At 60.2% G+C, this 22,415-nt stretch carries 19 protein-coding genes and 3 pseudogenes; 11 read left to right on the forward strand and 11 right to left on the reverse strand.

Features of this window, described 5'->3' with window-relative positions; all coding sequences use genetic code 11:
- Positions 1-44 precede the first annotated feature (44 nt).
- Positions 45-467 carry a hypothetical protein gene (locus V1293_RS09765; protein ID WP_011087400.1) on the reverse strand — a complete coding sequence of 141 codons (423 nt, stop codon included), beginning with the start codon at positions 465-467 and terminating at the stop codon, positions 45-47.
- Positions 468-781: 314 nt separating this feature from the next.
- Between V1293_RS09765 and V1293_RS09770 the strand changes: the two genes are divergently transcribed.
- On the forward strand, positions 782-1,702 hold the full coding sequence (locus tag V1293_RS09770) for a tyrosine-type recombinase/integrase (protein ID WP_334508877.1): 921 nt from the start codon (positions 782-784) through the stop codon (positions 1,700-1,702).
- Positions 1,703-1,714: 12 nt separating this feature from the next.
- Positions 1,715-2,935 (forward strand): IS91 family transposase, encoded by a 1,221-nt coding sequence (locus V1293_RS09775; protein WP_334508880.1) that lies wholly within the window; start codon positions 1,715-1,717, stop codon positions 2,933-2,935.
- Positions 2,936-3,313: 378 nt separating this feature from the next.
- Here the strand turns inward: V1293_RS09775 and V1293_RS09780 are convergent, their stop codons facing one another.
- Positions 3,314-3,517: an ABC transporter substrate binding protein gene (locus V1293_RS09780; protein WP_334508882.1), complete on the reverse strand. Its 204-nt coding sequence runs from the start codon at positions 3,515-3,517 to the stop codon at positions 3,314-3,316.
- A gap of 73 nt (positions 3,518-3,590) precedes the next feature.
- Between V1293_RS09780 and V1293_RS09785 the strand changes: the two are divergent.
- A pseudogene (locus V1293_RS09785) lies at positions 3,591-4,444 on the forward strand (IS5 family transposase); the annotation flags it as partial.
- On the opposite strand, the gene V1293_RS09790 reads toward V1293_RS09785, so the two are convergent.
- From V1293_RS09790 to V1293_RS09805, 4 genes are all read right to left on the reverse strand, one after another.
- Positions 4,439-4,780 (reverse strand): hypothetical protein, encoded by a 342-nt coding sequence (locus tag V1293_RS09790; protein ID WP_334508885.1) that lies wholly within the window; start codon positions 4,778-4,780, stop codon positions 4,439-4,441. The pseudogene V1293_RS09785 and the gene V1293_RS09790 sit on opposite strands and share 6 nt — an antisense overlap.
- A gap of 55 nt (positions 4,781-4,835) precedes the next feature.
- Positions 4,836-5,165, reverse strand: coding sequence for a hypothetical protein (locus tag V1293_RS09795; protein ID WP_334508887.1), 330 nt, complete (start codon positions 5,163-5,165; stop codon positions 4,836-4,838).
- Positions 5,166-5,241: 76 nt separating this feature from the next.
- Positions 5,242-7,350, reverse strand: coding sequence for a HAMP domain-containing methyl-accepting chemotaxis protein (locus V1293_RS09800; protein ID WP_334508889.1), 2,109 nt, complete (start codon positions 7,348-7,350; stop codon positions 5,242-5,244).
- 513 nt (positions 7,351-7,863) lie between these two features.
- The gene (locus V1293_RS09805; RefSeq protein ID WP_334508891.1) at positions 7,864-8,880 is read right to left on the reverse strand and encodes a PAS domain-containing protein; all 1,017 of its coding nucleotides are present in this window, start codon (positions 8,878-8,880) and stop codon (positions 7,864-7,866) included.
- Between the two features lie 415 nt (positions 8,881-9,295).
- Between V1293_RS09805 and V1293_RS36130 the strand changes: the two are divergent.
- Positions 9,296-9,487 (forward strand): annotated as a pseudogene (locus V1293_RS36130) (CarD family transcriptional regulator); the annotation flags it as partial.
- 153 nt (positions 9,488-9,640) lie between these two features.
- Here V1293_RS36130 and V1293_RS09810 read toward each other — a convergent pair.
- The 4 genes from V1293_RS09810 to V1293_RS09825 form a co-directional block, all read right to left on the reverse strand.
- Entirely contained in the window at positions 9,641-9,961 is a 321-nt protein-coding gene (locus V1293_RS09810) for an EAL domain-containing protein (RefSeq protein WP_442894227.1), read from the reverse strand.
- A complete protein-coding gene (locus V1293_RS09815; protein WP_334508893.1) occupies positions 9,930-10,343 on the reverse strand; it encodes a YybH family protein in 414 nt (137 codons plus the stop codon). The genes V1293_RS09810 and V1293_RS09815 overlap by 32 nt, the downstream gene beginning before the upstream one ends.
- A gap of 269 nt (positions 10,344-10,612) precedes the next feature.
- Complete coding sequence (locus V1293_RS09820) at positions 10,613-10,996, reverse strand: hypothetical protein (RefSeq protein WP_334508896.1); 384 nt, start codon at positions 10,994-10,996, stop codon at positions 10,613-10,615.
- 62 nt (positions 10,997-11,058) lie between these two features.
- The gene (locus tag V1293_RS09825) at positions 11,059-12,471 is read right to left on the reverse strand and encodes a phenylacetate--CoA ligase family protein (protein ID WP_334508899.1); all 1,413 of its coding nucleotides are present in this window, start codon (positions 12,469-12,471) and stop codon (positions 11,059-11,061) included.
- Positions 12,472-13,520: 1,049 nt separating this feature from the next.
- Between V1293_RS09825 and V1293_RS09830 the strand changes: the two genes are divergently transcribed.
- Both V1293_RS09830 and V1293_RS09835 read left to right on the forward strand, forming a co-directional pair.
- On the forward strand, positions 13,521-13,823 hold the full coding sequence (locus tag V1293_RS09830; RefSeq protein ID WP_334508901.1) for a hypothetical protein: 303 nt from the start codon (positions 13,521-13,523) through the stop codon (positions 13,821-13,823).
- A 988-nt stretch (positions 13,824-14,811) separates the two neighbouring features.
- The gene (locus V1293_RS09835; protein WP_334508903.1) at positions 14,812-16,272 is read left to right on the forward strand and encodes a DUF2142 domain-containing protein; all 1,461 of its coding nucleotides are present in this window, start codon (positions 14,812-14,814) and stop codon (positions 16,270-16,272) included.
- Positions 16,273-16,566: 294 nt separating this feature from the next.
- On the opposite strand, the gene V1293_RS09840 is transcribed toward V1293_RS09835, so the two are convergent.
- Positions 16,567-16,809, reverse strand: coding sequence for a DUF3551 domain-containing protein (locus V1293_RS09840; RefSeq protein WP_334508905.1), 243 nt, complete (start codon positions 16,807-16,809; stop codon positions 16,567-16,569).
- 483 nt (positions 16,810-17,292) lie between these two features.
- Here V1293_RS09840 and V1293_RS09845 point away from each other — a divergent pair.
- The 5 genes and pseudogenes from V1293_RS09845 to V1293_RS09865 form a co-directional block, all read left to right on the forward strand.
- Positions 17,293-17,781: pseudogene (locus V1293_RS09845) on the forward strand (tripartite tricarboxylate transporter substrate-binding protein); the annotation flags it as partial.
- Positions 17,782-17,791: 10 nt separating this feature from the next.
- Positions 17,792-17,989 (forward strand): tripartite tricarboxylate transporter substrate-binding protein, encoded by a 198-nt coding sequence (locus tag V1293_RS09850; protein WP_334516679.1) that lies wholly within the window; start codon positions 17,792-17,794, stop codon positions 17,987-17,989.
- A gap of 683 nt (positions 17,990-18,672) precedes the next feature.
- The gene (locus V1293_RS09855) at positions 18,673-19,593 is read left to right on the forward strand and encodes a tyrosine-type recombinase/integrase (protein WP_334508877.1); all 921 of its coding nucleotides are present in this window, start codon (positions 18,673-18,675) and stop codon (positions 19,591-19,593) included.
- Positions 19,594-19,605: 12 nt separating this feature from the next.
- On the forward strand, positions 19,606-20,826 hold the full coding sequence (locus V1293_RS09860; protein ID WP_334508880.1) for an IS91 family transposase: 1,221 nt from the start codon (positions 19,606-19,608) through the stop codon (positions 20,824-20,826).
- Positions 20,827-21,497: 671 nt separating this feature from the next.
- Entirely contained in the window at positions 21,498-21,806 is a 309-nt protein-coding gene (locus V1293_RS09865) for a hypothetical protein (RefSeq protein ID WP_334508907.1), read from the forward strand.
- The last annotated feature ends 609 nt before the right edge of the window (positions 21,807-22,415 follow it).

A 22,415-nucleotide genomic window follows, 5' to 3' on the forward strand; every position in this document is an offset into this window, starting at 1 on the left:
GAGCCGACATCGCTCCAATCAAGCAGCGATACTTGTCAGGCTCCTTAGCGGCCGTAGGGGAAGCAGCGGTTGCGATCGAGTGTGAGACCGAAATGCGCTCCCAGCGCAGCGATGGCCGCTTCCTGCTGAGGATAAGGATCGGCATTGGATGCGGCAACGATGATGATCCGGAACCCGCCGCGATCCTTGCCACCCGGTGGCAGCATCGCTGTAGTCAGTGCATTGCCCTCCCTGTCGCGCAACGTGAGGAAAAGCGGCATCTCTCGCTGTACATGGGCCTCGAGGCCGATGTCGCGCTCGATCGCGTTGGGCCGCTCCGGACGCCAGGACTGGACTGCCTTCTCCCGCTCGCGGCAGAAATATTTCTCGACTGTGTGGCTCATCAGGCGCGACTCATGCGCCGCTTCACCTTCCGTCTCGATACGGAACCAGGTCTTACCCTTCGGCGCGTCGCAAACATACTGCATTTCGCCCGTCCTGCGATCGCCGCAATTCGAGGGCGGCGGGCCTGCAAAACCAATATGAGATTCGCTACCGTGTATATAACGCTGCACGATCGTATAATCGGAAGTGCGGCTGCAACACCCGCGCGACTATTGCCTGAGAGGCACCGCGCCAGTCGACGCGAAGGGCCAACGCACTAAATCGCTGCGCGATAGCCCGCTGCGCGGGGAGCCCGACCGCGAGCACGGTAGCCGGGGTCAAGATCGTCGATAGCGCGCGGGTCGCCCTGTCTTGAAGATCGAGGTGTCGTCAACCTCATTCAAGACAGGAGTTTCCTATGAGTACGGATGCTGTCAGCCCGCTGCGCCAGCGCATGATCGAGGACATGAATGCGCGCAAGCTCTGTGCGGGCACGCAGAGAGGCCATATCAGCAGTTGCAAGCGGTTCGCGGCGTTTGTGAAGCAGTCCCCCGACACGGCCACACTTGAGGACATCCGCCGCTTCCAGCTGCACCTGGCCGAGACGGGCGCGAGCATCTGCAACCGCAACCGCATCATGACCGGGTTGCGGTTCTTGTTCCGCGTGACGCTGCGCCGATTGGACCTTGCGGCCGAGATCTATCATCTCCGCGAGCCTCAGAAGATCCCGCTGGTGATGAGCCAGGATGAGACGCGGCGCCTGCTGGCCGTCGCCGGCAGCCTCAAGGCCCGCCTCCTGCTCAGCCTCGGCTATGGCTGCGGGTTGCGCGCCGGCGAGGTGGTGCGGCTCAAGGTCAAGCATATCGACAGCGCGCAGAAGATCATTCGCATCGAGCAGTCCAAGGGGCGCAAGGACCGTAATGTCATGCTGTCGTCAAAGACGCTCGATCTGTTGCGGCAATGGTGGAAGGCGCGCCCATCGCGTCACGATGCGCAAACGCCCGTGCCGGAACGCTGGCTGTTTCCCGGCACCAGGGCCGGCAAGCCCATGACCACCCGCCAGCTCAACCGCCTGTTTCATGAGGCGGCCGATGCGGCCGGGATCAGGAAGGGCGTGACGCTGCACGCGCTGCGCCACAGCTTCGCGACCCACCTGCTGGAGGACGGCACCGATATCAGATTCATCCAGGCGCTGCTGGGTCACGACAAACTGGACACGACGGCGCGCTATACCCGTGTCGCCACCGGCATGATCGCGGCGATCGAAAGCCCGCTCGACCGGCTGTCGCAGCCTCGCAAGAGACCCAGGAAGAGCAGGAAGAACCCGCCGCCGGCGTAACGGCCGGGAGCTGTGTCGCGTCCAGCGCTGGAGGTCGCGGATATCTTGCGCGACCACGGGGCGGCGTGGCGGCGCGCCAATGCGGGCCACGTCAGTCTCGGCCAGCTGAAAGTCATGAGTGCGATCGAGCGCTGCCGCACGGCGGCGCTCGGCGGCCATGTGGCGCGCTGCGAGAACGAGACCTGCGCCCACACCGTCATCGCCTACAACAGCTGCCGCAACCGGCACTGCCCCAAGTGCCAGGGCGCTGCGGCCCGCGAGTGGCTGGCCGAGCGCGAGGCCGATCTCCTGCCGGTGCCGTACTTTCATGTGGTGTACACGCTGCCGGCGCAGATCGCCGACATCGCCTATCAGAACAAGGCGGTGATCTACGACCTGCTGTTCAAAGCCTCGGCGGAGACCACGCTCACGATCGCGGCCGATCCCAAGCATCTCGGCGCTCGCATCGGCTTCATGTCGGTGCTGCACACATGGGGTTCCGCGCTGACGCATCACCCGCATGTCCACATGGTCGTGCCGGGTGGTGGCCTGTCGCCGGACGGATCGAAGTGGATCGCGTGCCGACCACGCTATTTTTTGACCGTGCAGGTTCTCTCGGCGTTGTTCCGCAGGCTGTTTCTGGAGATGCTGGTCGCGGCTCACCACGCCGGCCGCCTGCAGTTCTTCGGCGAGCATGCGCGGCTCGCCGATAAGGCTGCATTCGCTGCCTATCTGACGCCACTGCGCGAGATCAATTGGGTGGTCTACGCCAAAGAGCCGTTCGCCGGGCCCAGGCAGGTGTTGCGCTATCTGTCGCGCTACACCCACCGCATCGCGATCTCCAATCGCCGGCTGCTGTCCGCCGACGAGAACGGTGTCACCTTCAAGTACAAGGACTATCGGATCGAGGGGCCCGCCCGCTACAAGGCGATGACGCTGGCGACCGACGAGTTCATCCGGCGCTTCCTGATCCACGTGCTGCCGAAGGGCTTCCATCGCATCCGACACTATGGCCTGCTCGCCAACGGCGCCCGAGCCGCAAACATTGCGCACGCGCGCCAGCTGCTCGCTCAGCCGGCGCGCCCTAAAGAACCCGAGACGCCCGAAGCCGCGATCAACGAACCCCGCGTGCTGCCGCGTCCATGCCCGTGCTGCGGCGCCCGCATGATCGTCATCGAGACTTTTGAGCGCGGCTGCGAGCCGAAGCACCGCCCCACACCGGCGCCGGCGCCGATCAGGATCGACACATCATGAGACCATCGCCGCCGATCAACGACCGCAGTGACAAGCGCTATTCTGGCCGGCTCTCAGCCGGCAGCGCCCACGCTCGCATCGCTGTGCTGGATTCACCAGCAGTCGCGCGACCAATCTTGTCGCGCGACGCGCAGATCGCTCGTTCATACCGACGCACACCCCTACGCGTGGCAGAAACCCGATCATCGCAACCGCTCCGGTCCAGTCTTCTCAGGCCCGAGCCCGCCGCAAAATCCCCATAGCGCCCGCTGCACCGTCAGCGCCCCACCTCCCGCGATTTCGTGCCTTGGCGCTTTTCGGACGCCGGCCGTCGGTGCCCGGGGATAGCTTCGTCATCCCGGCATCCGAAAACCTGCACAATTTCGGAAGTGAACGCACTCATTCGATCACCTCGTCGGCGAACGACAGCAATGTCGGGGGCACGGCAATGCCGAGCGCTTTGGCGGTCTTGAGGTTGATCACGAAGGTAAACTTGCTCGCCTGCTCGATCGGGAGATCGCCGGGCTTGATACCGCGAAGTATTTTCGCGACATAGCTGCCCGCATGGCGAAAGCCGTCCGCGAGGTCACTTGAATAGGACATCAGAAGGCCGGCGCGTCCCCATTCCGGGTATACGCCGACCTCGGCTTTGCCGACGCGGCAACGAGAGGCATTAGAGTTCTTCCAGCACACGTTCCCGCACGAGCGCTCCGACTTGAGCCATTGGCGCAAGCGGTTCTGCGACAAGCTGGAACTGCTGCTGGCCGAGAGCCTTCGGGTGGCGCACGGCAGCGGCGCATTGCGCAGCAGGACCTGGCCCGGGTCACGGTCGATACCACGGTGCAGCCCAAAGCCATCAGCTTCCTGACCGACGCCAAGCTGCTGCATGCGGCGATCCGGGGCCTGAACTGGCTGGCCACGAGCCACGGGGTTCGGCTGCGGCAATCCTATCTGCGCGTCGCCAAGCGTGCCGCGATGATGGCCGGACGCTATGCCCACGCCAAACAGTTCAACCACCATCGCAAGCAATTGCGCCTGCTGCGCGCCCGGCTTGGCTGGATCGTCCGCGACATCCGCCGCAAGATCGAGGGCAACACCGAGCTTGAGGCGGCCTTCGAGATCGCTCTGGCGCGCGCCAGCCAGATCCGCTCGCAGCAGCAGCGCCAGCGCGGCTACAAGCTCTATTCTTTCCATGCCCCGGAGACCGAGTGCATCGGCAAGGGCAAGGCCTCGGCGCCGTACGACTTCGGCGTCAAGGTCTCGATCGTCACCACCAACGCCCGCGCTCCCGGCGGCCGGTTCGTGCTGCACGCCAGGGCGCTGCCGGGCAATCCCTATGATGGACACACCCTGCGCACCATCATCGAAGATACCCAGAAGCTCACCGGCCGTGAGATCGAGCGCGCCTATGTCGATAAGGGATATCGGGGCCACGATGCCCCGCATCCGCGCCAGGTCTTCATCTCCGACCAGAAGCGCAGCGTCTTCGGCGCTATCAAGCGTGAGCTCATGTCAGGGCCGGCCTTAGATATTTCCTATGTTGCGACGGAGAGTTAAGGAGGCTTCCGTGAACAGCTGTTGTCCGCGACCAATATCTTCGTATTTCATCGCCTCCAGCAGCAATTGCAGCGCCTCGCGCAGCCGTAAATCACAATCATTGAACAATGCGTTTCTCAGCGCCTGCTGCGGGGCCGCATCGTCGATAACGACAATATTTCCGCATCCGTCCTCCGGCGCATGTTCGTTCAATTGAAACAGCTTGATCATGTTGCGGGCATTCTCGATCATGATGATGAGATTGGGAATGACCGCCCGATACAAAATTGAAAAAATCTCACTCGGAGATTCGCTTGGTGGTTGCCTCATGGAAGCGCCCGTCTCTGATACGTCTGTGTGCAAGACGTATTGTTAAGTAAATCTTTCAAATATCCACTTTCTTCTGTATCGCGCGCTTTATGCGCGATAGCCTTGCCGATTCGAACAACAGTGACGCGTCTATTGATTTCATTTGATGCTGGATTTTTTCACGTGTTTGCGGATCGTCGATCAAACCAACAATGCCATAAAGCGTCTTGAGACTTCTCTGCAGTACATCGATGCTGTGACTCAATGTTTCGCACCTGCTTGCGGCCGCGACAATTTGATCCGCCGTTGCTCGCGGAGGCATTTGAACAACATCGATTTGAATGGCGTCGGCAGATGGATGGGTGGGCTTGGTCGATCTTTCCAACAGTTGAACTACGGTCCCCATCGTCTTCCCTTTTATTTCTATTCAGCAAATGTGCCAGGTGTCTGGCCCCCGGGTTGGAGGCCAGCCGTCGTCGCCATCAGGCCGCCCGCACCGTAGTCAGGAAATTGCCAACCTCTAGCTTGAGGCGGTTGCTTTCGAGGGAAAGCGATTGCGCCGACCCAAGCACCTGCGATGATGCCGTCCCGGTTTCGCTCGCGCCGCGTTGTACGTCGGTGATATTCGAGGCAACCTGCGTGGTGCCCTGCGCCGCCTGCTGAACGTTGCGGGAGATCTCCTGGGTCGCCGCTCCCTGCTCTTCGACCGCGGATGCAATGGTCGATGAGATTTCCGAGATCCGGCCGATCGTTCCGCTGATCTCCTTGATCGCTGCCACTGAGTCCTGCGTCGCCGTCTGGATGCCCGCAACCTGGTGGCTGATCTCGCTGGTCGCTTTTGCAGTTTGCTCGGCGAGCGCCTTGACCTCGGATGCGACCACCGCAAAGCCGCGTCCCGCCTCTCCGGCGCGCGCCGCTTCGATGGTTGCGTTCAGGGCGAGCAGGTTGGTCTGTCCGGCAATGGTGTTGATCAGTTCGACTACATCGCCAATGCGCGTTGCCGCCTGGGACAGCGCATTGACGCGATCGTTGGTCTTTTGCGCCTGTTCCACCGCATCGCCGGCAATTCTGGCGGCTTCCTGCACCTGACGGCTGATCTCGTTGACCGAGGAGGCCATCTCTTCGCTGGCGGACGCCACCGACTGGACGTTCGCCGATGCTTCCTCAGAAGCGGCGGCGACTATGGTCGAAAGCTCCTGGGTATGCTCCGCAGTCTTGGTCAGCGTATTGGCCGCAGCCTCCAGTTCGGTCGACGACGACGACACCGTCTCGATGATCTCGCCGACTGCGTTCTCGAACTGGTCGGCGAGCCTGTGCATGTCAGCCCTGCGTTGCTCGACGGATCGCTTTTCGGTTTCCGCCTGCTCGGAGCGCAGCCGGTCGGCCTCGATCATATTGTCCTTGAAGACCTGCACTGCGCCCGCCATTTGGCCAATCTCGTCGGTGCGTTCAACTCCTGCTACGATCACCGAAGTGTCACCGGTTGCGAGCTTGCCCATCGTTGCCGTGATAACCTGGATCGGCGTAGCGATCGACCGTGCGGTGAAAAGTGCAATGATCCCGCCGGCGCCGACGCCCACTGCAAGCAGCACCCACAGCACCGTCGCCAGGAACGACATGCTCGTCTGTACCGCGAGCGCCTCTTCGGCGAGCATCTTCTTCTGGTTGGTCTTGATACCCCCGGAGCGGGTACCGTCGGCGCCCTTGGGTCCATCGAGCAAATCGAGAATCTTGAGCGCGCGGGGTGCCGCCTCTGTGACGAGAATTGCGACGGGTACGTTCCAATGCGCGGACTCCCGGATACCGAACATCTTTTCGTACAGCGGCATAAATTCTCCCCGCGCCTTGCCGACTTTGTCGAACGACGCCAACTGACCAGCGGTCAGCAGCCCTTTTTGGGCACTCACGGCGGCAAAGCCTTTTTCGAAACGCTCCCACGGCCCGGCGAATTTCTCTTTGTCGCTTTTCTCACCCGACAACAGATACATGCGAAGCTGGGCCGTGGCGGCCGCGAAATTTCCACGCGTATCGGCCATCGCCTTGAGCAATTTCTTCCGGTCGGATGTTGCCTCCAGGGCGTCCTCCTCGTTGATCATCCGGGTGATCTCCGAAAATATTACCTCGGCGCGAGGACCGGCTTCGATCAGCAAGACCTTGGTCGCCGGCAGCGCGTCGGCGGTGAAGGCGATCGCCTCGGCCTTGTCCTGGGCAGCGCGGAACTCCGCGAGTAATGCCTTGGTCTCGGACCATTTGCGCTTGTTCTCGGGGTTGGTGAAGTGCACGGCCCTGTCGTCGAAGGCGGCCACGGTGGTTTCCAGTTCCTTCCACATCGCCGCACGATTGAGCTTGCCTTGCGGGTCGCCGGTCAAAAGGTAGCCGCGCAGCGTCGCCAGCGTAGAATAGAGATTGCCGACCATCTCGGTGCTCGCCAGTGCTACCGGCGTGCGCCGGTTTACCATGCGATCGACGATCGTGGAGACTCCGTCGACGGCAAACACCGTGTATCCGACCGCCATCGCGATGATCGCGCACACGGCAGCAAAGCCAGCGATGAGCCGGCCGCGGATACGTAGTCCTGAAATGAATGGCATAAGGGATCTCCAAATTTATGCTTAAATCCGACGATGTTGAGGCTCGAAATCATGCGTTCCTTATTCGCGGGGAACATTCCGTCGCCCTCTGCACGTCCGTTCTCGGACGCGTCAGCGTGCAGGACGCATCATTAACGAAGATAATTAGAACGACATTAAGCAAAATTTTACCAATGCTGCAGGCGCGCTGCAAAAAATGCCTCTCAATCGCGATAGCAAATACAAAAATTGCAATCGAGCGAGTGATGCGCGCCGTGTAACTACAAATTTTTCACAACGCCTGGCGATACGGAAAGAGAAGCGACTCTCAATGATGTGGCAGCGAAGATGAAATATCGGCACGATCCCGAGAATCGGAACACCGGTTCCGAAAAAACCTCACGTCCAAACACGGTCGGCGCAATTTCGCGCAAGGGAATAGGTTCACTCTCGTCATCGACGAATGGAAACAATTGTGGCCGCAATTGCATGCCGACGAAGGCAGGCGAATATGCTCGCGCAGACCTGCTGCAATTATCGCGGCCGGACGCCGGGCTTGCCGATTTGCGGAAACAGCAGTTCGACCCCTGAATCCGAAAGTACTTTGCGGAATACTTCCAGCGATTCGTCGGACACCGGCAAAGCGCCGTCATATTCTTCAAGCCGCCGCACCACGCCCGACGACACGCCCGCCTGCTCGGCAAGCCGCCTGACGGACCAGTTCAAAATTCCCCTGGCTGCGCGCATTTGAGCGCCGGTGAGTCTGGACGGCGGGGCAGAGAATTCCAACTGTTTCTGGTCGTGTACATCGATGGACGTGCCGATCCACTCTTGAATGCTGCCGTCCAGGGTCAGGATCGGCGCAGCACTGCACCTGAACCACCGGTAAGCACCGTCGGGTTGCAGCAAGCGATGCTCAACCTTGTAAGGCCGTCCGGTCTCGACCGCGACCGACCAGCTTTTCAGCGCGGCATCGCGCTCTTCTTCATGCAACAGGTCTACCCAGCCATGCCCATGAACCAGCCGCGGACCGTCTTGCCCTGCAGCTTTCCAATTCGGCAGCGAGGTGATGCGGCCGTCGGAGCTGGCGGTCCACACCAGACCTTCTACCGCCCTAATCAGCGCGTCGTGGCGTTCGATGCCAGCCCTGAGTGGCTGCAACGATTCGTAGTTCTTGGTAATGTCGAGCGCAACGCCTAATAGCTTGGCGGGCTCGCCGGCCTCGTTGAACAATATCTCGGCCTGGTCGTGGACCCAGCGGAGCCGGCCATTTGGCCTGATGATGCGAAATTCACGCTCGAGCGGCAGGCCATCGAGCAGCATGTCGCCGACGTCACGCTTCAAAGGGCGATCGTCGGGATGAACTCTTTGATTGAATTCCTCAATTGACGGAGCAACCGTGCCGGGATTCAGTCCCAGTAATTCATGGAAGCCGCGGGACCAATGCATTTGCCCGGTTAAAACATCTAGACGCCAAATCCCGGCACCAAGCTTCTCTTCAAAGAAGCGAAGTGTATCAGTTGCTCCGAGGTCGCCCTCGAGCTGGATCAATTTCAAAGCCTCTCGCTTGCAGTCTCCAGGGAAAAATTCCAACTGAGCAAAATAAAATTTCCAACTCACCAAAATAGAGTAGAACGAAATTACAAGCTATTCCCCAAATGGCTTGCTGATATGCCCAGAGCTTGATGCTTGCTGGCACGCCAGCTACCCATGATCGTCTCTAGCCGGGAAGACATATTGCTCGTCAATCAGAATTTTTCCGGGTGGTGAAGTTTTTGGGCCACACTCGGGGCAAAGCGGAGAGCTCTTGTGTCGTCGAAATTACAATGTGATTTTCGAAAATGTCATGGCCGACTTAGGTGACCTGGTGTCGCGGAAGCCGCGGGTCTACACCGACGAAGAACTCGAAAATCTCGACGATGAAGAGGCGGACGACCCCAACGAGCCATCCTAAGAGAGCCAGGGTTTCAAGGTGGACGAATACGTCGTCTACCCGCAGCACGGCGTCGGCAAAATTGTTAGCGATCGAGCGGCATGGCGCTTGAATCACGTCCGGAGCGACGACATCGACGCCAAAACCGGCCAAAAGGCGTTTCCGAGATTACCCACTAACTGGACATGCTGCGGACATGCCAAAATCGACGCAAATGACCCGTAACGAAAATTCTGGGAACGTCTTCGACACCACAAACGTTTGACCGCGGACGTTGGAGTCAATTCGCGTTTCCCTCGCTAAATCCCACCTCAATCACCATCTGTACCGGTTAGAGTTGAGGCCAAATCTGCCCATCCACTGCACCCTGCTTCCGTTTCAAGCGCTCTGAGCTGGCCGCAGAGGAAGATCGTCGATCGCGTTCAATACAACATCCGCATGCGTGAAGTTGCGGAAGCTACCGATTGCGGCCGGACGTCCGAGCAAATAGCCCTGCATCTCGTCACACAGTTCGTCCTGCAGGAATTGCAGTTCAGCGTCGGTCTCAACGCCTTCCGCGAGCACGGGCAAACCAAGGCCACGTCCAAGACCCAGCACTGCACGGACGATGGTAGCGGCCTGACTGTTGGAATTTACCGACTTGACGAAAGAACCATCGACCTTGATCTCAGTCCGTAGCAGGCACGGAATGATGCTCATGTGCGATGCGCCAGTCGCCATCGACCTTGCGCAGGCCAACAGTCAGTCGGAACAAAAAGCCGTCCTTGTCTATAGGATTGCTGGACGAGTCAGGTCCGCACCACATGATGGCGACCGCGAAGGCGACGTCAGCGCCTGCGGTAACGGCGAGTTCTCGAAAGTCGAAGGCCGTACCCGGCTTGTGGTAACGGAAAAGCAGATCCCAGGTCTGTTCGTAGGCTTCGATGCCCCTGCATTGAAGTGGCGGCGGCAAGTCGAACATCACCATGTCCCGCTCGTGGTGCGCAAGAATGGCGGGAAGATCGTGCCGGCGGACAGCGTCCGCCCAGCCCTCGAGAAGGGCTTTGATCCGGGCTTCTTCGGCCTTGGCCTGTTCAGGCATGGTTTGGGCTCCTTGTTGAGAACCTAGGACGAACGAAGGCTGGCAAATCCGACAACGTCTAAGCCACTGAAGCTCACAGCGCCAGTTTCGGGAATTTAGGCCATTGGCGCTTGGCCGTCGACTTTGCGCGAATAGCTGCCGTTCCTTGTAAGTTCGCTAGTGGCCCTGGCCGGACCTCCCGCGATTTCCGCTTTTCCGCCGCTCGTGGGAGCTAAGCAGACATCACTTAGAGATGGCAGAACGGTCGCGATGTGAGTACGCGCCATCCGCTAATTCAGTTTGCCCTTTTGGGCATCGGACGATGGATGTGTGGCCTTTGCCGAATTGCGCGCCTCCATCCGGTCTGCCAGCATCCGAAGCTCATCCGCAAGAACGGTCCCTCTCGGAACCGGATAATCATGGGAAATGCGATCATTCATATAAACGCGGAAAACCACTTCTTCCGCAGTCTCAACGATCCGCACTCGTTCAATGCCGGAAAGGGCCATGCTGTCTGCGGCCGGACTTCCAATCGCCTCCTCTAACGAGGTCCTCAACGCACCGATAAGGTCTGCCGTCTCTACTGTGCTTAGAGCGATTTCGTGTTTACCGCGCTCATCGGTGAACCCAATAATCACCCTTCCATCCCGTGAATCCGTATAGGTTAGTTTCATAACCTTGGCTCTCATTAGGGCCACTTAGCAGCAGCGCGATCCGCCTAAGCTCTCATGAGTCTTCAAGCGCTCGAAACCAGTGGGATGACGGTGCGGCACTTTCCGGCGGAAGATGGAACTGGCGGTTCGGCGGCCAACTCAACAGACACGTGACCAAGCCCATGCTCATTCAACAGCTTGGTCAATTCGGAATGCACCGCCCGCCAAACCTGGTTTGGGTCAGCGTCGGCTGCGGGATGTAGGCGAACCCGCAATTGTGTTGGCGCAGTCTGCACTATCTGAAACAACTCCACACCGGGTACATGATCGATCTCAAGCGCGAGCGGTGGCACTGCGACTTTCTCTCCGCGTTCGGTTGGGAAGGTGAGGATGTCGGCAGTGCGGCCCCGCACGCGGATCGCCGGAAGCGGGTTGCCGCAAGGACAAGGATCAGGTCGTTGCAGGATGCGGTCGCCTAGATCGTAGCGGAGGATCGGCTGCACGCGATTGGCGAGGTTGCTCACGAGGACCGTATGCGACTCCTCGCCGGGCGGAACCGGCCGATAGCTCGCATCGACGGGTTCGAGAATCACCCAATCGCTGTTGACATGATACCAACCGTGTTCACAGCCGATGGCCATGAACAGGCATTCCGTCGCGACGTAAACGGTCCGGACCTTGGCGTGGTATGCCCTGGCGATCCGGTCGTATCCGTCCTGCGAAAGCCCTTCCGAAGTCGGAAGAACCAGCACCGGCTGAATATGCAGGCGACCGGCATCCTGCTCGGCGGCCAATAGTGCCATGACGCTGGCGTATCCGATGAGCAGAGCCGGGCGGTACCGATTGAGTTCGGCGACCAGATTGCGCAACGGCGCCTGCGCCGGAAGCGCCCGTAATCGTCGGGCCGACCGTTTTGCGCGGATTGCAGCAAAGCTGGTTGCGCCGATGTAATGGCCGCCCATCGCCAGCACCGACGCCGCGCGGCCGCCGCGGACGAGGAGACGAAGCATGTCGCTGGCGTTAAGCCAGCCCATTATCATGCGCAGCGAAAAAGCGAGTGTGACCGTCCAATTGTGTGTGTCCAACAGAAATATTCCAGGTGTCCCGGTGCTGCCCGAAGTGGTTGCCACGGAATACTGGCCAAGGAGACGTTGCCCGATCAGCTCAGGGTTATCGACGAACCCTCGCACTGCCGCGAAACTAACTTCGCGATCGGTGACCCAGTCGTCAAAATGACGCATTAGCTCTTGCTTATTAGCCACCGGCAGCACGGACGAAGTCTCAATCCGCTCCGGTAGACCCTGATAGAGTTCGCGATAATAGGGCGAGTTGGCGCGAGCGAAGGCGACGGCCTCGCTAAGCCGAGCGCGTTGTCGCTGCGCGATGGCGTTGAGACCTTGCCTTCTTGCGCGGTGCGCATCGAGCAATACCGATGAGATGCTTTCGCTCATGACAAGTGAACCCACAGCAGGCGAGCGCGTGGCGATGACATTCACGTCGCACCACCGCGCAAGAGGCTCGCGAAGGCTTACAGGATCATCAGACGAAAACGGCCTATAACTAACCAACCGCGCCCGACTCGCAGGCGCAAGCGCTTGCGCCGCGTGGGGCGCGGAGGTTGACGCTCGCTTTCTCTGGCCGCTAGGACGCTGGCACTGTCGGCGCTGACCCCGTCGGGCACTGGCACTGTCGACTCAGGTCCTGTGGCGCTCGTGGTGCGAGAGACCGTCTCGATCAACCCGGCCTTGATGTAGACCCGCGCAGGCAGCGGACCCAACTCACGACTTGGTGAAATCGGGTTAGGGCCTGATCCGCCAACAGGGCGCAATGGAATTCGCTTTGACGGGATGCGGCCCATAAGGCATCTACCCGGAGCTTCCCCACGTAGCCGCCTTGAGGTCCATGCGCTGCCCGCTCATCATCGGCCTGTTGCTGCTCGCGTCAACCGACGCGGCCATGCCCGTTGACCTGTCCAGGGCATGCCACCGTCATTGACGGCGACACACTCGAAATTCACGGGACGCGCATTCGCCTATGGGGCAGCGACGCGCCCGAAAGCACCCAGCTGTGCCGGGGAGCGGACAGCTTGCAGTATCGCTGCGGCGCGAAATCCGCGAACGATCTCGACACATTCATCGCGAAACGGTCGGTGAATTGTATCCCGATCTCGCTGGATCGATACGGACGGACCCGTCGCGGCGTGTTCGGTGGCCGGAGCCGATCTCGGAGAATGGCTGGTCCGCAGCGGACTCGCGCTCGACTGGCCGCGGTATTCCAAAGGCAAGTACGCTGCGGCCCAGCGCGATGCCGAGCATGCCGGGCGTGGGATATGGGCGGGTGGCTATGTTGAGCCATGGCTCTATCGCGCATGCATTAGATCAAACGGACGCCCGGTGGATTGCTCGGATGATGCGAACGCGCATCCCTGATTGGCGGGATAAGAAAAGGGGCAACTGTTGGGTTACCCCTTAATAGGAGTCGCCCGGTCTGCCGTTGTTCGCGAGTATCGGCACCATGCAGGCACTGATCGCCGAGAGCTACGACAATGGCCAACGACCACCTTGTGCAGCCACCGCCCATCCTTCAGCAGGACAACAACAACCGCAAAATCGGCATCTGGACCGCAATCCTCCTGCTCGGACCGATTGCCGCTGCCATCGTTCTTGGAGCAGGAACGCGCATCTCTGAAGGCTTCGAACCGTTCACGAAATCGGCGAATGAGCGCGTCTCCGAAAGTTTCGAAGATGTTAAGGGCATCGCCCCCGTCTCCGACGAACTGAAGTACGCGCTGGCGTCGCTGAGCCAGAGCGCGCAGAAGCCGCCGGTTCAGGCCGAAGGCAATGAATGACCCTGTCGATCAATTTTGGCCTGCCAATATCTCTTGGAAGGCATAGCGCAGGTGAAGCGCGGCCACGCACTTTGCGTGGCTCGGATGCAACTAAGTTCATCGTGATGCTGGCTTCCTGGCGCTCTGCTGTTTTGACGGTTCACCCATATTTGCGAAGCTGAGTTGATCCGACTTGGAAGTGGCACGTTTGAGCTCGCTACGATGAGACCCAACGGGATTATCGCAGCAAGTACAATATTTGCCGCTCTCCTACTCCAGTCGGTCGCAGCCAGAAGCGCTCATGACGAGGCTGGCAAGATCACCACTCGAAATGCGACCTATACGATCATAATCCCGCACGAGAGTTACGGCGCGCCATGGCGCGTCTACCGAAATAAGAAAAGTTCTTTTGTCCCACGGAACAGGCGGAGTTCGGCATTCCCGTCGGGACTAAGAACTACGACCTCATTCCATTGATTGCGAGCCCAAGCGGTTCGGGGAATAGATGGTGGGATTATTCGCTCATTGTTGAACGAGGCGAGCACGCCAGCATTAAAGCGCTAGTCGATGGATGCTTTGCAGATAGCTGTAAAATTCGCGCTACGCAGGTGAACCATGCAGCGGATGATGTCCGCTTTCACGTTGGGTGATCCGAGGGGTCGAAAATAACCGCTCACTTTAACGCAGGTGTTCTGTCGATCAGAAACGCAGGATAAACCTGAGAGAGCCCCTAAATGCTGAGACGTGCACGCGACTGTTCGAGGCGCTGCAGGAGTGTAGCAAACCGTCAAACCAAAGCGACTGCCGTTCAGAATACTCCTCAGCAAGTCAGTCGATTAACTTCTTTTTCGCGGGAATAGAAAACGACTGTCCCGGATTTTCGAGAAAGAAGTTTGATCAAGCGTGTCGAGCCGCCAGCATCGACCGGCGAACCGTCGGACGACAAGAAGTCGATCGATTATTTGTGGCCGGGATTTCGAAGCGCGCTATTTCATGATTGGGGGATGAGATGCTGCAAGGCGCCTCCGTGCACAAGCCTGATGCCGCCCAGAGCGCGCTGTCACGCATCGGGAGGCGATTTGGGAGTTGGCCGGCAATCGTCTTTGCCTTGCTCTCGCTTTCCTTCGGATCGGCCATCATCGTTGTCAATCCGCCACTACGCGGGCCGGACGAGATATCGCATTTTCTGCGCATTTATTCGTACACACGAGGCGAGCTTCTGCCCGTCACCGAGATCAATGGCCGCAAGGGAGTCTTTGTGGAGCCCGTCCTCTACGAACGGCTACATTTCTTCAAGGACGCAGGGGAACGGTTCGCCAGGTATAGAGACGCGGGATTCCGCTACGGCCAAGTCATGGTCGAGTATCATAACATCATCATCGGCGCGAGAGATGATGAGGCCGCACAAACGCCTGTGTTCGCGCCGTTCGCCGGCACAGAGGGCTATAGTCCGGTGGCCTATGCTCCTTATATACTCGCGGTAGCTATCGGACGTCTGCTCAGCCTCGATTTACCCGAACTGCTGTTCCTGATGCGCTTCCTCGGCCTGGTCGTTTTCACGGCGGTAACGTCCTACGCCATCGCAGTCACTCCGGCCCTCCCATGGGCGTTCGTGTTGATCGCGATGCTGCCGGTATCGCTCTATAACCGCGTTGTTCTTAGCGCGGACGGTGCGGCGCTCAGCTATGCGCTGGTGATCACCGCACTCTGCTTCAGAGCCGCATTGAATCCCTCTGGCGGGAGCGTCTGGGAGCGCTCGCTATGGATGACGCTATGTGTACTCGCCAAACAGCCGCAGATTGTTTTCGTACTGTTGGAGTTGATGTCCGGCCGGCTCGGGGAGCTCCTTGGCCGGTGGAAGAGCATTGCGATCGTGGTACTGCCTGGCGTTATCCTGTCGCCGCTGTGGGTGATCGGAGTCTCAGCGGATGTAGCGGCGTGGCGTGTCCGCGAGGGACACGAATATCCATTAGAGCAGTTTGATCCGTTGTGGAAACTCGCTTACATGTGGGAGCATCCATTTCATTTCCCGCTGGCGACATGGACGGCTCTGCGCGAATGGGGCGCCCCGCTGTGGCCGGAACTCATTGGCATCCTGGGCTGGCAGGACATTGTGCTTCGGCCCTGGACTTATATCGTGCTCACGGCCCTCCTCCTGCTTGTCCCGCTGCAAAAACTGCCGCTGGGTGGAACGCGTGCGCGCGTAGCGATCGTGACAGGCTTTGCCGTCCTCAGCTACTCTGTGTTGGTTTATCTGATTTTTTTCCTCACCTACACGCCTGTCGCTTCGCCCCATGTCTTGGGCGTTCAAGGACGTTACTTCGTCATCGTCCTGCCCATGGCTGCGATCTTCATGGCCTCGCTGATCAACCTCGAATTACCGTGCGGCGTGCCTGCGTTGGTGGCGATTACCGGCTCAATGATTGTAGGAGTCACATCCGTGGACGCGGTGCTGAAAGCGCACTGGTGATGTGGGCCAGGGACGGACATGTGCAGTACTCGTCCCTTAGGTCTGCTCCGGGTCAAACTCAGAAGTCTGAGTGCGCAACTGGGAAGTCCGCTTTGCCCTCAACAACGGGCATCGTCAGCCAGACCTGTCAGGTCCGAAAACCTGCACAGTAACGGACATTGACGAGGGCGTGCGCGATGTCTGTTTCGTGCACAATACCGGACTTGGCCGCTGCGATCACCTGATCGATTTCGCGCCTTACCGCAAATGCACAGCGGACCAAGCTATCTGATTTGCTCGTGACGCAACGCCGCGTCAGCGACGACGCGGCCTAGCAGGAATTCTCAGGACGGCGGCGTTCGCGAGATAAGGATTGGCCCCGCAGTAGGCCGTGCGACCCGATGCGCTAGCCTGACATTGCTGGTAGCTGGTGAATCCACAATCGCCCGCGCCAGCGTAGTCGTCGCCTTGCAGGCAATACTCGCTGGCTGCGAGCGGGGTTACGCCAGTTGCGAAGATGGTCGCAGACGTCGCGAGGACAAGAAAGACGGTACGCATTTTTCTCTCCCACGTTGAAGTGCCCCACTTGACGGTGGGTCCAAACGCGCGGGGTCTATGTGAACCGGCTCACGTCGGCGGATGCAAATTTTTGAGATCGAACGCGCAGATGTGTAAGGAAGCCTGTCAAGTCCGAGTTGGGTTCAGTTGCTGACTCATGCGGTGCAACATGGCTCTCAGTTCATGCCTTCCGCCGGTCGTGCAACTGATGTAGCCTGATCATTGAGCTGCCGAGCGGGACGTGCCGAAGTCCCTTTTATCTTAGCCGCAGCGCTCATGCCGTCGGCAGGCGCGCATCGAAATCAAACCGACGTCTGCGTTTGCGGGCTCCCGTGCGGCTCCGCAGGGGCTCCGCATGCCAGCAGCTTGTGGAGGTCCGCCATGAAAGTTCCCCGCCGTCAATTCCTGCATCTGGCAGCGGCCGCTGCCATGCTTCCGGCATTATCCCGGCTCGCTTGCGCGCAGAGCTAGCCGACGCGACCGGTGCACCTGCTCGAAGGCTTTGGCGCCGGCGGTGCACCTGACATCGTCGCGCGATTGATCGGTCAATCGCTGTCGGAGCGACTTGGACAGTCATTTGTTATCGAGAATCGCAGTGGCGCTACCGGCAACATCGCCACTGAGGCAGTCGTGGGGACATCCCCGGACGGCTACACGCTGCTGTTGGTTGCCACGCCAAATGCGATAAATGCGACCCTACTCAAGCTCAACTTCGACTTCATCCGCGATATCGCGCCGATCGCAGGTATCGTGCGTGTGCCCTTGGTCATGGAGGTACACCCATCGGTTCCCGCCAAGACAGTCGCGGAGTTCATCGCCTACGCGAAAGCCAATCCCGGCAAGGTCAATATGGCGTCAGCCGGGACCGGATCTACGACCCATTTGGCCGGCGAAATGTTCGAAACGATGGCCGGCGTCGATCTCTTTCACGTGCCTTATCGGGGCGCGCAGGTATTTCCTGCCCTTCTCACCGGCGAAGCGCATGTCTACTTTGGCCCGCTCATCGATCGAATATGTCAGGGCCGGCAATTTCCGCGCCTTGGCGGTAACGACGGTGGCGCGGTCGCCAATATTGCCGGACGTTCCAGCTCTGGGCGAAATCTTGCCCGGTTACGAGGTAAGTGCATGGTTCGGCATCGGCGGTCCAAAGCGCACGCCGGAAGAAGTCATCGAAAGCTGAACAAGGAAGTCAACGTCAGCATCGCCGATCCGAAACTCCAAGCGCGGCTTGCCCATCTGGGCGGCACGGCTCTTGGCGGGTCGCCCGCCGACTTCGCCAAACTGATCTCCGACGAGGTCAAGAAGTGGAGCAATGTGATTCTGGCGGCCAATATGAAACGGGAATGACCAGCAGGGAGCTGCCGCACTTCGGGATTTCGGCCGGCCGATGTCGGCTCAGGGTCATTCGCGTCGGTTTGGCCGCGTACCGACGACTTCCGCTCTACCCCTGATATTGTTGCAAAGTCGAAAATCGAACAACCGAAAAAATCTCGTGAAGGTTGATCTTTGGACTCCTCTGCTGTTGCGTCGCCTTTTAGAGCCACCTCGGAGGTCCGTGATCGATCCTGGCTAAAACGATATGGTCCCTCACGCCGCCGCGCGTAAAACGCATCAGCGGCTCTAAGAATTTTCGCTCGTCACGCCAAAAAGACTTTTGCAACAATATCCCCCTAAGAACAGACATCGTTACCGTGCGTCGGCATGTCTCAAAGGGCCAATGCACTAAATCGCTGCGCGATAGCCCGCTGCGCGGGGAGCCCGACCGCGAGCACGGTAGCCGGGGTCAAGATCGTCGATAGCGCGCGGGTCGCCCTGTCTTGAAGATCGAGGTGTCGTCAACCTCATTCAAGACAGGAGTTTCCTATGAGTACGGATGCTGTCAGCCCGCTGCGCCAGCGCATGATCGAGGACATGAATGCGCGCAAGCTCTGTGCGGGCACGCAGAGAGGCCATATCAGCAGTTGCAAGCGGTTCGCGGCGTTTGTGAAGCAGTCCCCCGACACGGCCACACTTGAGGACATCCGCCGCTTCCAGCTGCACCTGGCCGAGACGGGCGCGAGCATCTGCAACCGCAACCGCATCATGACCGGGTTGCGGTTCTTGTTCCGCGTGACGCTGCGCCGATTGGACCTTGCGGCCGAGATCTATCATCTCCGCGAGCCTCAGAAGATCCCGCTGGTGATGAGCCAGGATGAGACGCGGCGCCTGCTGGCCGTCGCCGGCAGCCTCAAGGCCCGCCTCCTGCTCAGCCTCGGCTATGGCTGCGGGTTGCGCGCCGGCGAGGTGGTGCGGCTCAAGGTCAAGCATATCGACAGCGCGCAGAAGATCATTCGCATCGAGCAGTCCAAGGGGCGCAAGGACCGTAATGTCATGCTGTCGTCAAAGACGCTCGATCTGTTGCGGCAATGGTGGAAGGCGCGCCCATCGCGTCACGATGCGCAAACGCCCGTGCCGGAACGCTGGCTGTTTCCCGGCACCAGGGCCGGCAAGCCCATGACCACCCGCCAGCTCAACCGCCTGTTTCATGAGGCGGCCGATGCGGCCGGGATCAGGAAGGGCGTGACGCTGCACGCGCTGCGCCACAGCTTCGCGACCCACCTGCTGGAGGACGGCACCGATATCAGATTCATCCAGGCGCTGCTGGGTCACGACAAACTGGACACGACGGCGCGCTATACCCGTGTCGCCACCGGCATGATCGCGGCGATCGAAAGCCCGCTCGACCGGCTGTCGCAGCCTCGCAAGAGACCCAGGAAGAGCAGGAAGAACCCGCCGCCGGCGTAACGGCCGGGAGCTGTGTCGCGTCCAGCGCTGGAGGTCGCGGATATCTTGCGCGACCACGGGGCGGCGTGGCGGCGCGCCAATGCGGGCCACGTCAGTCTCGGCCAGCTGAAAGTCATGAGTGCGATCGAGCGCTGCCGCACGGCGGCGCTCGGCGGCCATGTGGCGCGCTGCGAGAACGAGACCTGCGCCCACACCGTCATCGCCTACAACAGCTGCCGCAACCGGCACTGCCCCAAGTGCCAGGGCGCTGCGGCCCGCGAGTGGCTGGCCGAGCGCGAGGCCGATCTCCTGCCGGTGCCGTACTTTCATGTGGTGTACACGCTGCCGGCGCAGATCGCCGACATCGCCTATCAGAACAAGGCGGTGATCTACGACCTGCTGTTCAAAGCCTCGGCGGAGACCACGCTCACGATCGCGGCCGATCCCAAGCATCTCGGCGCTCGCATCGGCTTCATGTCGGTGCTGCACACATGGGGTTCCGCGCTGACGCATCACCCGCATGTCCACATGGTCGTGCCGGGTGGTGGCCTGTCGCCGGACGGATCGAAGTGGATCGCGTGCCGACCACGCTATTTTTTGACCGTGCAGGTTCTCTCGGCGTTGTTCCGCAGGCTGTTTCTGGAGATGCTGGTCGCGGCTCACCACGCCGGCCGCCTGCAGTTCTTCGGCGAGCATGCGCGGCTCGCCGATAAGGCTGCATTCGCTGCCTATCTGACGCCACTGCGCGAGATCAATTGGGTGGTCTACGCCAAAGAGCCGTTCGCCGGGCCCAGGCAGGTGTTGCGCTATCTGTCGCGCTACACCCACCGCATCGCGATCTCCAATCGCCGGCTGCTGTCCGCCGACGAGAACGGTGTCACCTTCAAGTACAAGGACTATCGGATCGAGGGGCCCGCCCGCTACAAGGCGATGACGCTGGCGACCGACGAGTTCATCCGGCGCTTCCTGATCCACGTGCTGCCGAAGGGCTTCCATCGCATCCGACACTATGGCCTGCTCGCCAACGGCGCCCGAGCCGCAAACATTGCGCACGCGCGCCAGCTGCTCGCTCAGCCGGCGCGCCCTAAAGAACCCGAGACGCCCGAAGCCGCGATCAACGAACCCCGCGTGCTGCCGCGTCCATGCCCGTGCTGCGGCGCCCGCATGATCGTCATCGAGACTTTTGAGCGCGGCTGCGAGCCGAAGCACCGCCCCACACCGGCGCCGGCGCCGATCAGGATCGACACATCATGAGACCATCGCCGCCGATCAACGACCGCAGTGACAAGCGCCATTCTGGCCGGCTCTCAGCCGGCAGCGCCCACGCTCGCATCGCTGTGCTGGATTCACCAGCAGTCGCGCGACCAATCTTGTCGCGCGACGCGCAGATCGCTCGTTCATACCGACGCACACCCCTACGCGTGGCAGAAGCCCGATCATCGCAACCGCTCCGGTCCAGTCTTCTCAGGCCCGAGCCCGCCGCAAAATCCCCATAGCGCCCGCTGCACCGTCAGCGCCCCACCTCCCGCGATTTCGTGCCTTGGCGCTTTTCGGACGCCGGCTGTCCGAGCGTGGAGATGGTCTCGGCATGCCGGCATCCGAAAACCTGCACAAATGCGGTCGTGGGTTGAAGCGCAGCTGCTGCCTCCTCAGCCGAAGCATGGCGAAACTAGCAAACAAAAACTGAAGCCTGTGGAGACATCCGGACGCGTTCCGGGCAGTCGAGCTGATCCCCTGCGGCCATGGCCGAGCTCGACCCGCCGCTATTCTCGCGACGGTTGGCCGTAGTTCTTTGATGGCAGCGGGAACCTCCGAGCAGACCTGCCACCGCGGGCGTTACGGCCAACCGAACGCGGTAGTTCGATCAGCCCGTACGCGCCGAACGCTTCGCATTGGAGGCGTTCAGCGGCACGTCAGGGAAACTCGTGGATGCTTTTTCAGGGCGTTGGGCTGGGGAGGTAGCTTTCTCGCCAGAAAGACGCGTCTCGGCCGCCACCGCCGACGAGGAAAAGGGCTTCCAACGAGCGAAGCAGGTCTTCGTCTCGTCGACGGTCAGCTTTGCCGCCTCCCCTACTACAAATGGCTCCACGCAACACGAGGGCAACACGGCCTTTCCCGCTTCGTTCGCGTCGGAGTGGGATACAGATACCATCGGCCTGATCGTGCTCGTCGTCGTGTTGATGATCTTTTTTGTCGCCGCCAAGCTGTCAGAGATTCATCACCCGCAGGACTAATTGCCGCCTTAACCCCAGTAGACCCTACTCACTTGATTGGGGTCGGCGTCATGGACCTGTTTGGGGCCGAGAAAATTGCCACTGTCAGGGAGCAATCCGCAGAGATCTGCCGTCTCTGCGGTACCAAGCTCGTTCTCGTCAGAGTGATCATCGATTCCGACACCGGCTCTACCTATCGAATGTTCGAATGCAAGTGCGGAGAGCGCATTTGGAACGACTAGGCTAGAAGTCTGCAACTGGGCGGTTAGACCTCAGTTGGCGGCCCGACGCACGACGGGACCGGACGACATGCGCCGGGCGTTGCCACTGCGAGGTGCCCCGAAATGGCCTATTCAGGCTGGGTCTGATTCTTGGCGGAATTGGGCGCGCTAGCCGACGCCGTAGGGCTTGTTGAGAAAGTAGTCGCGGTTGTATAGTCCAACATTGGGACGGATTGCCACTTTTTCCCAATGATTCGGCAACCAAGAGAAACTGTTAATTGCTGAGCGAGCATGAAGTACGCGCAAGACTCTTGTAGTCTGTCCATCAGCGTAGAGACGACAACTCCGAAGCGTCCACGATGTCTAGTGATCCTGGCGTAGCAGCAAAGCCCGGTCGTTTGCTCCTTAC

This window comes from Bradyrhizobium sp. AZCC 1693 (genome assembly GCF_036924745.1).
In the GTDB taxonomy this organism is placed as follows: Bacteria; Pseudomonadota; Alphaproteobacteria; order Rhizobiales; family Xanthobacteraceae; genus Bradyrhizobium.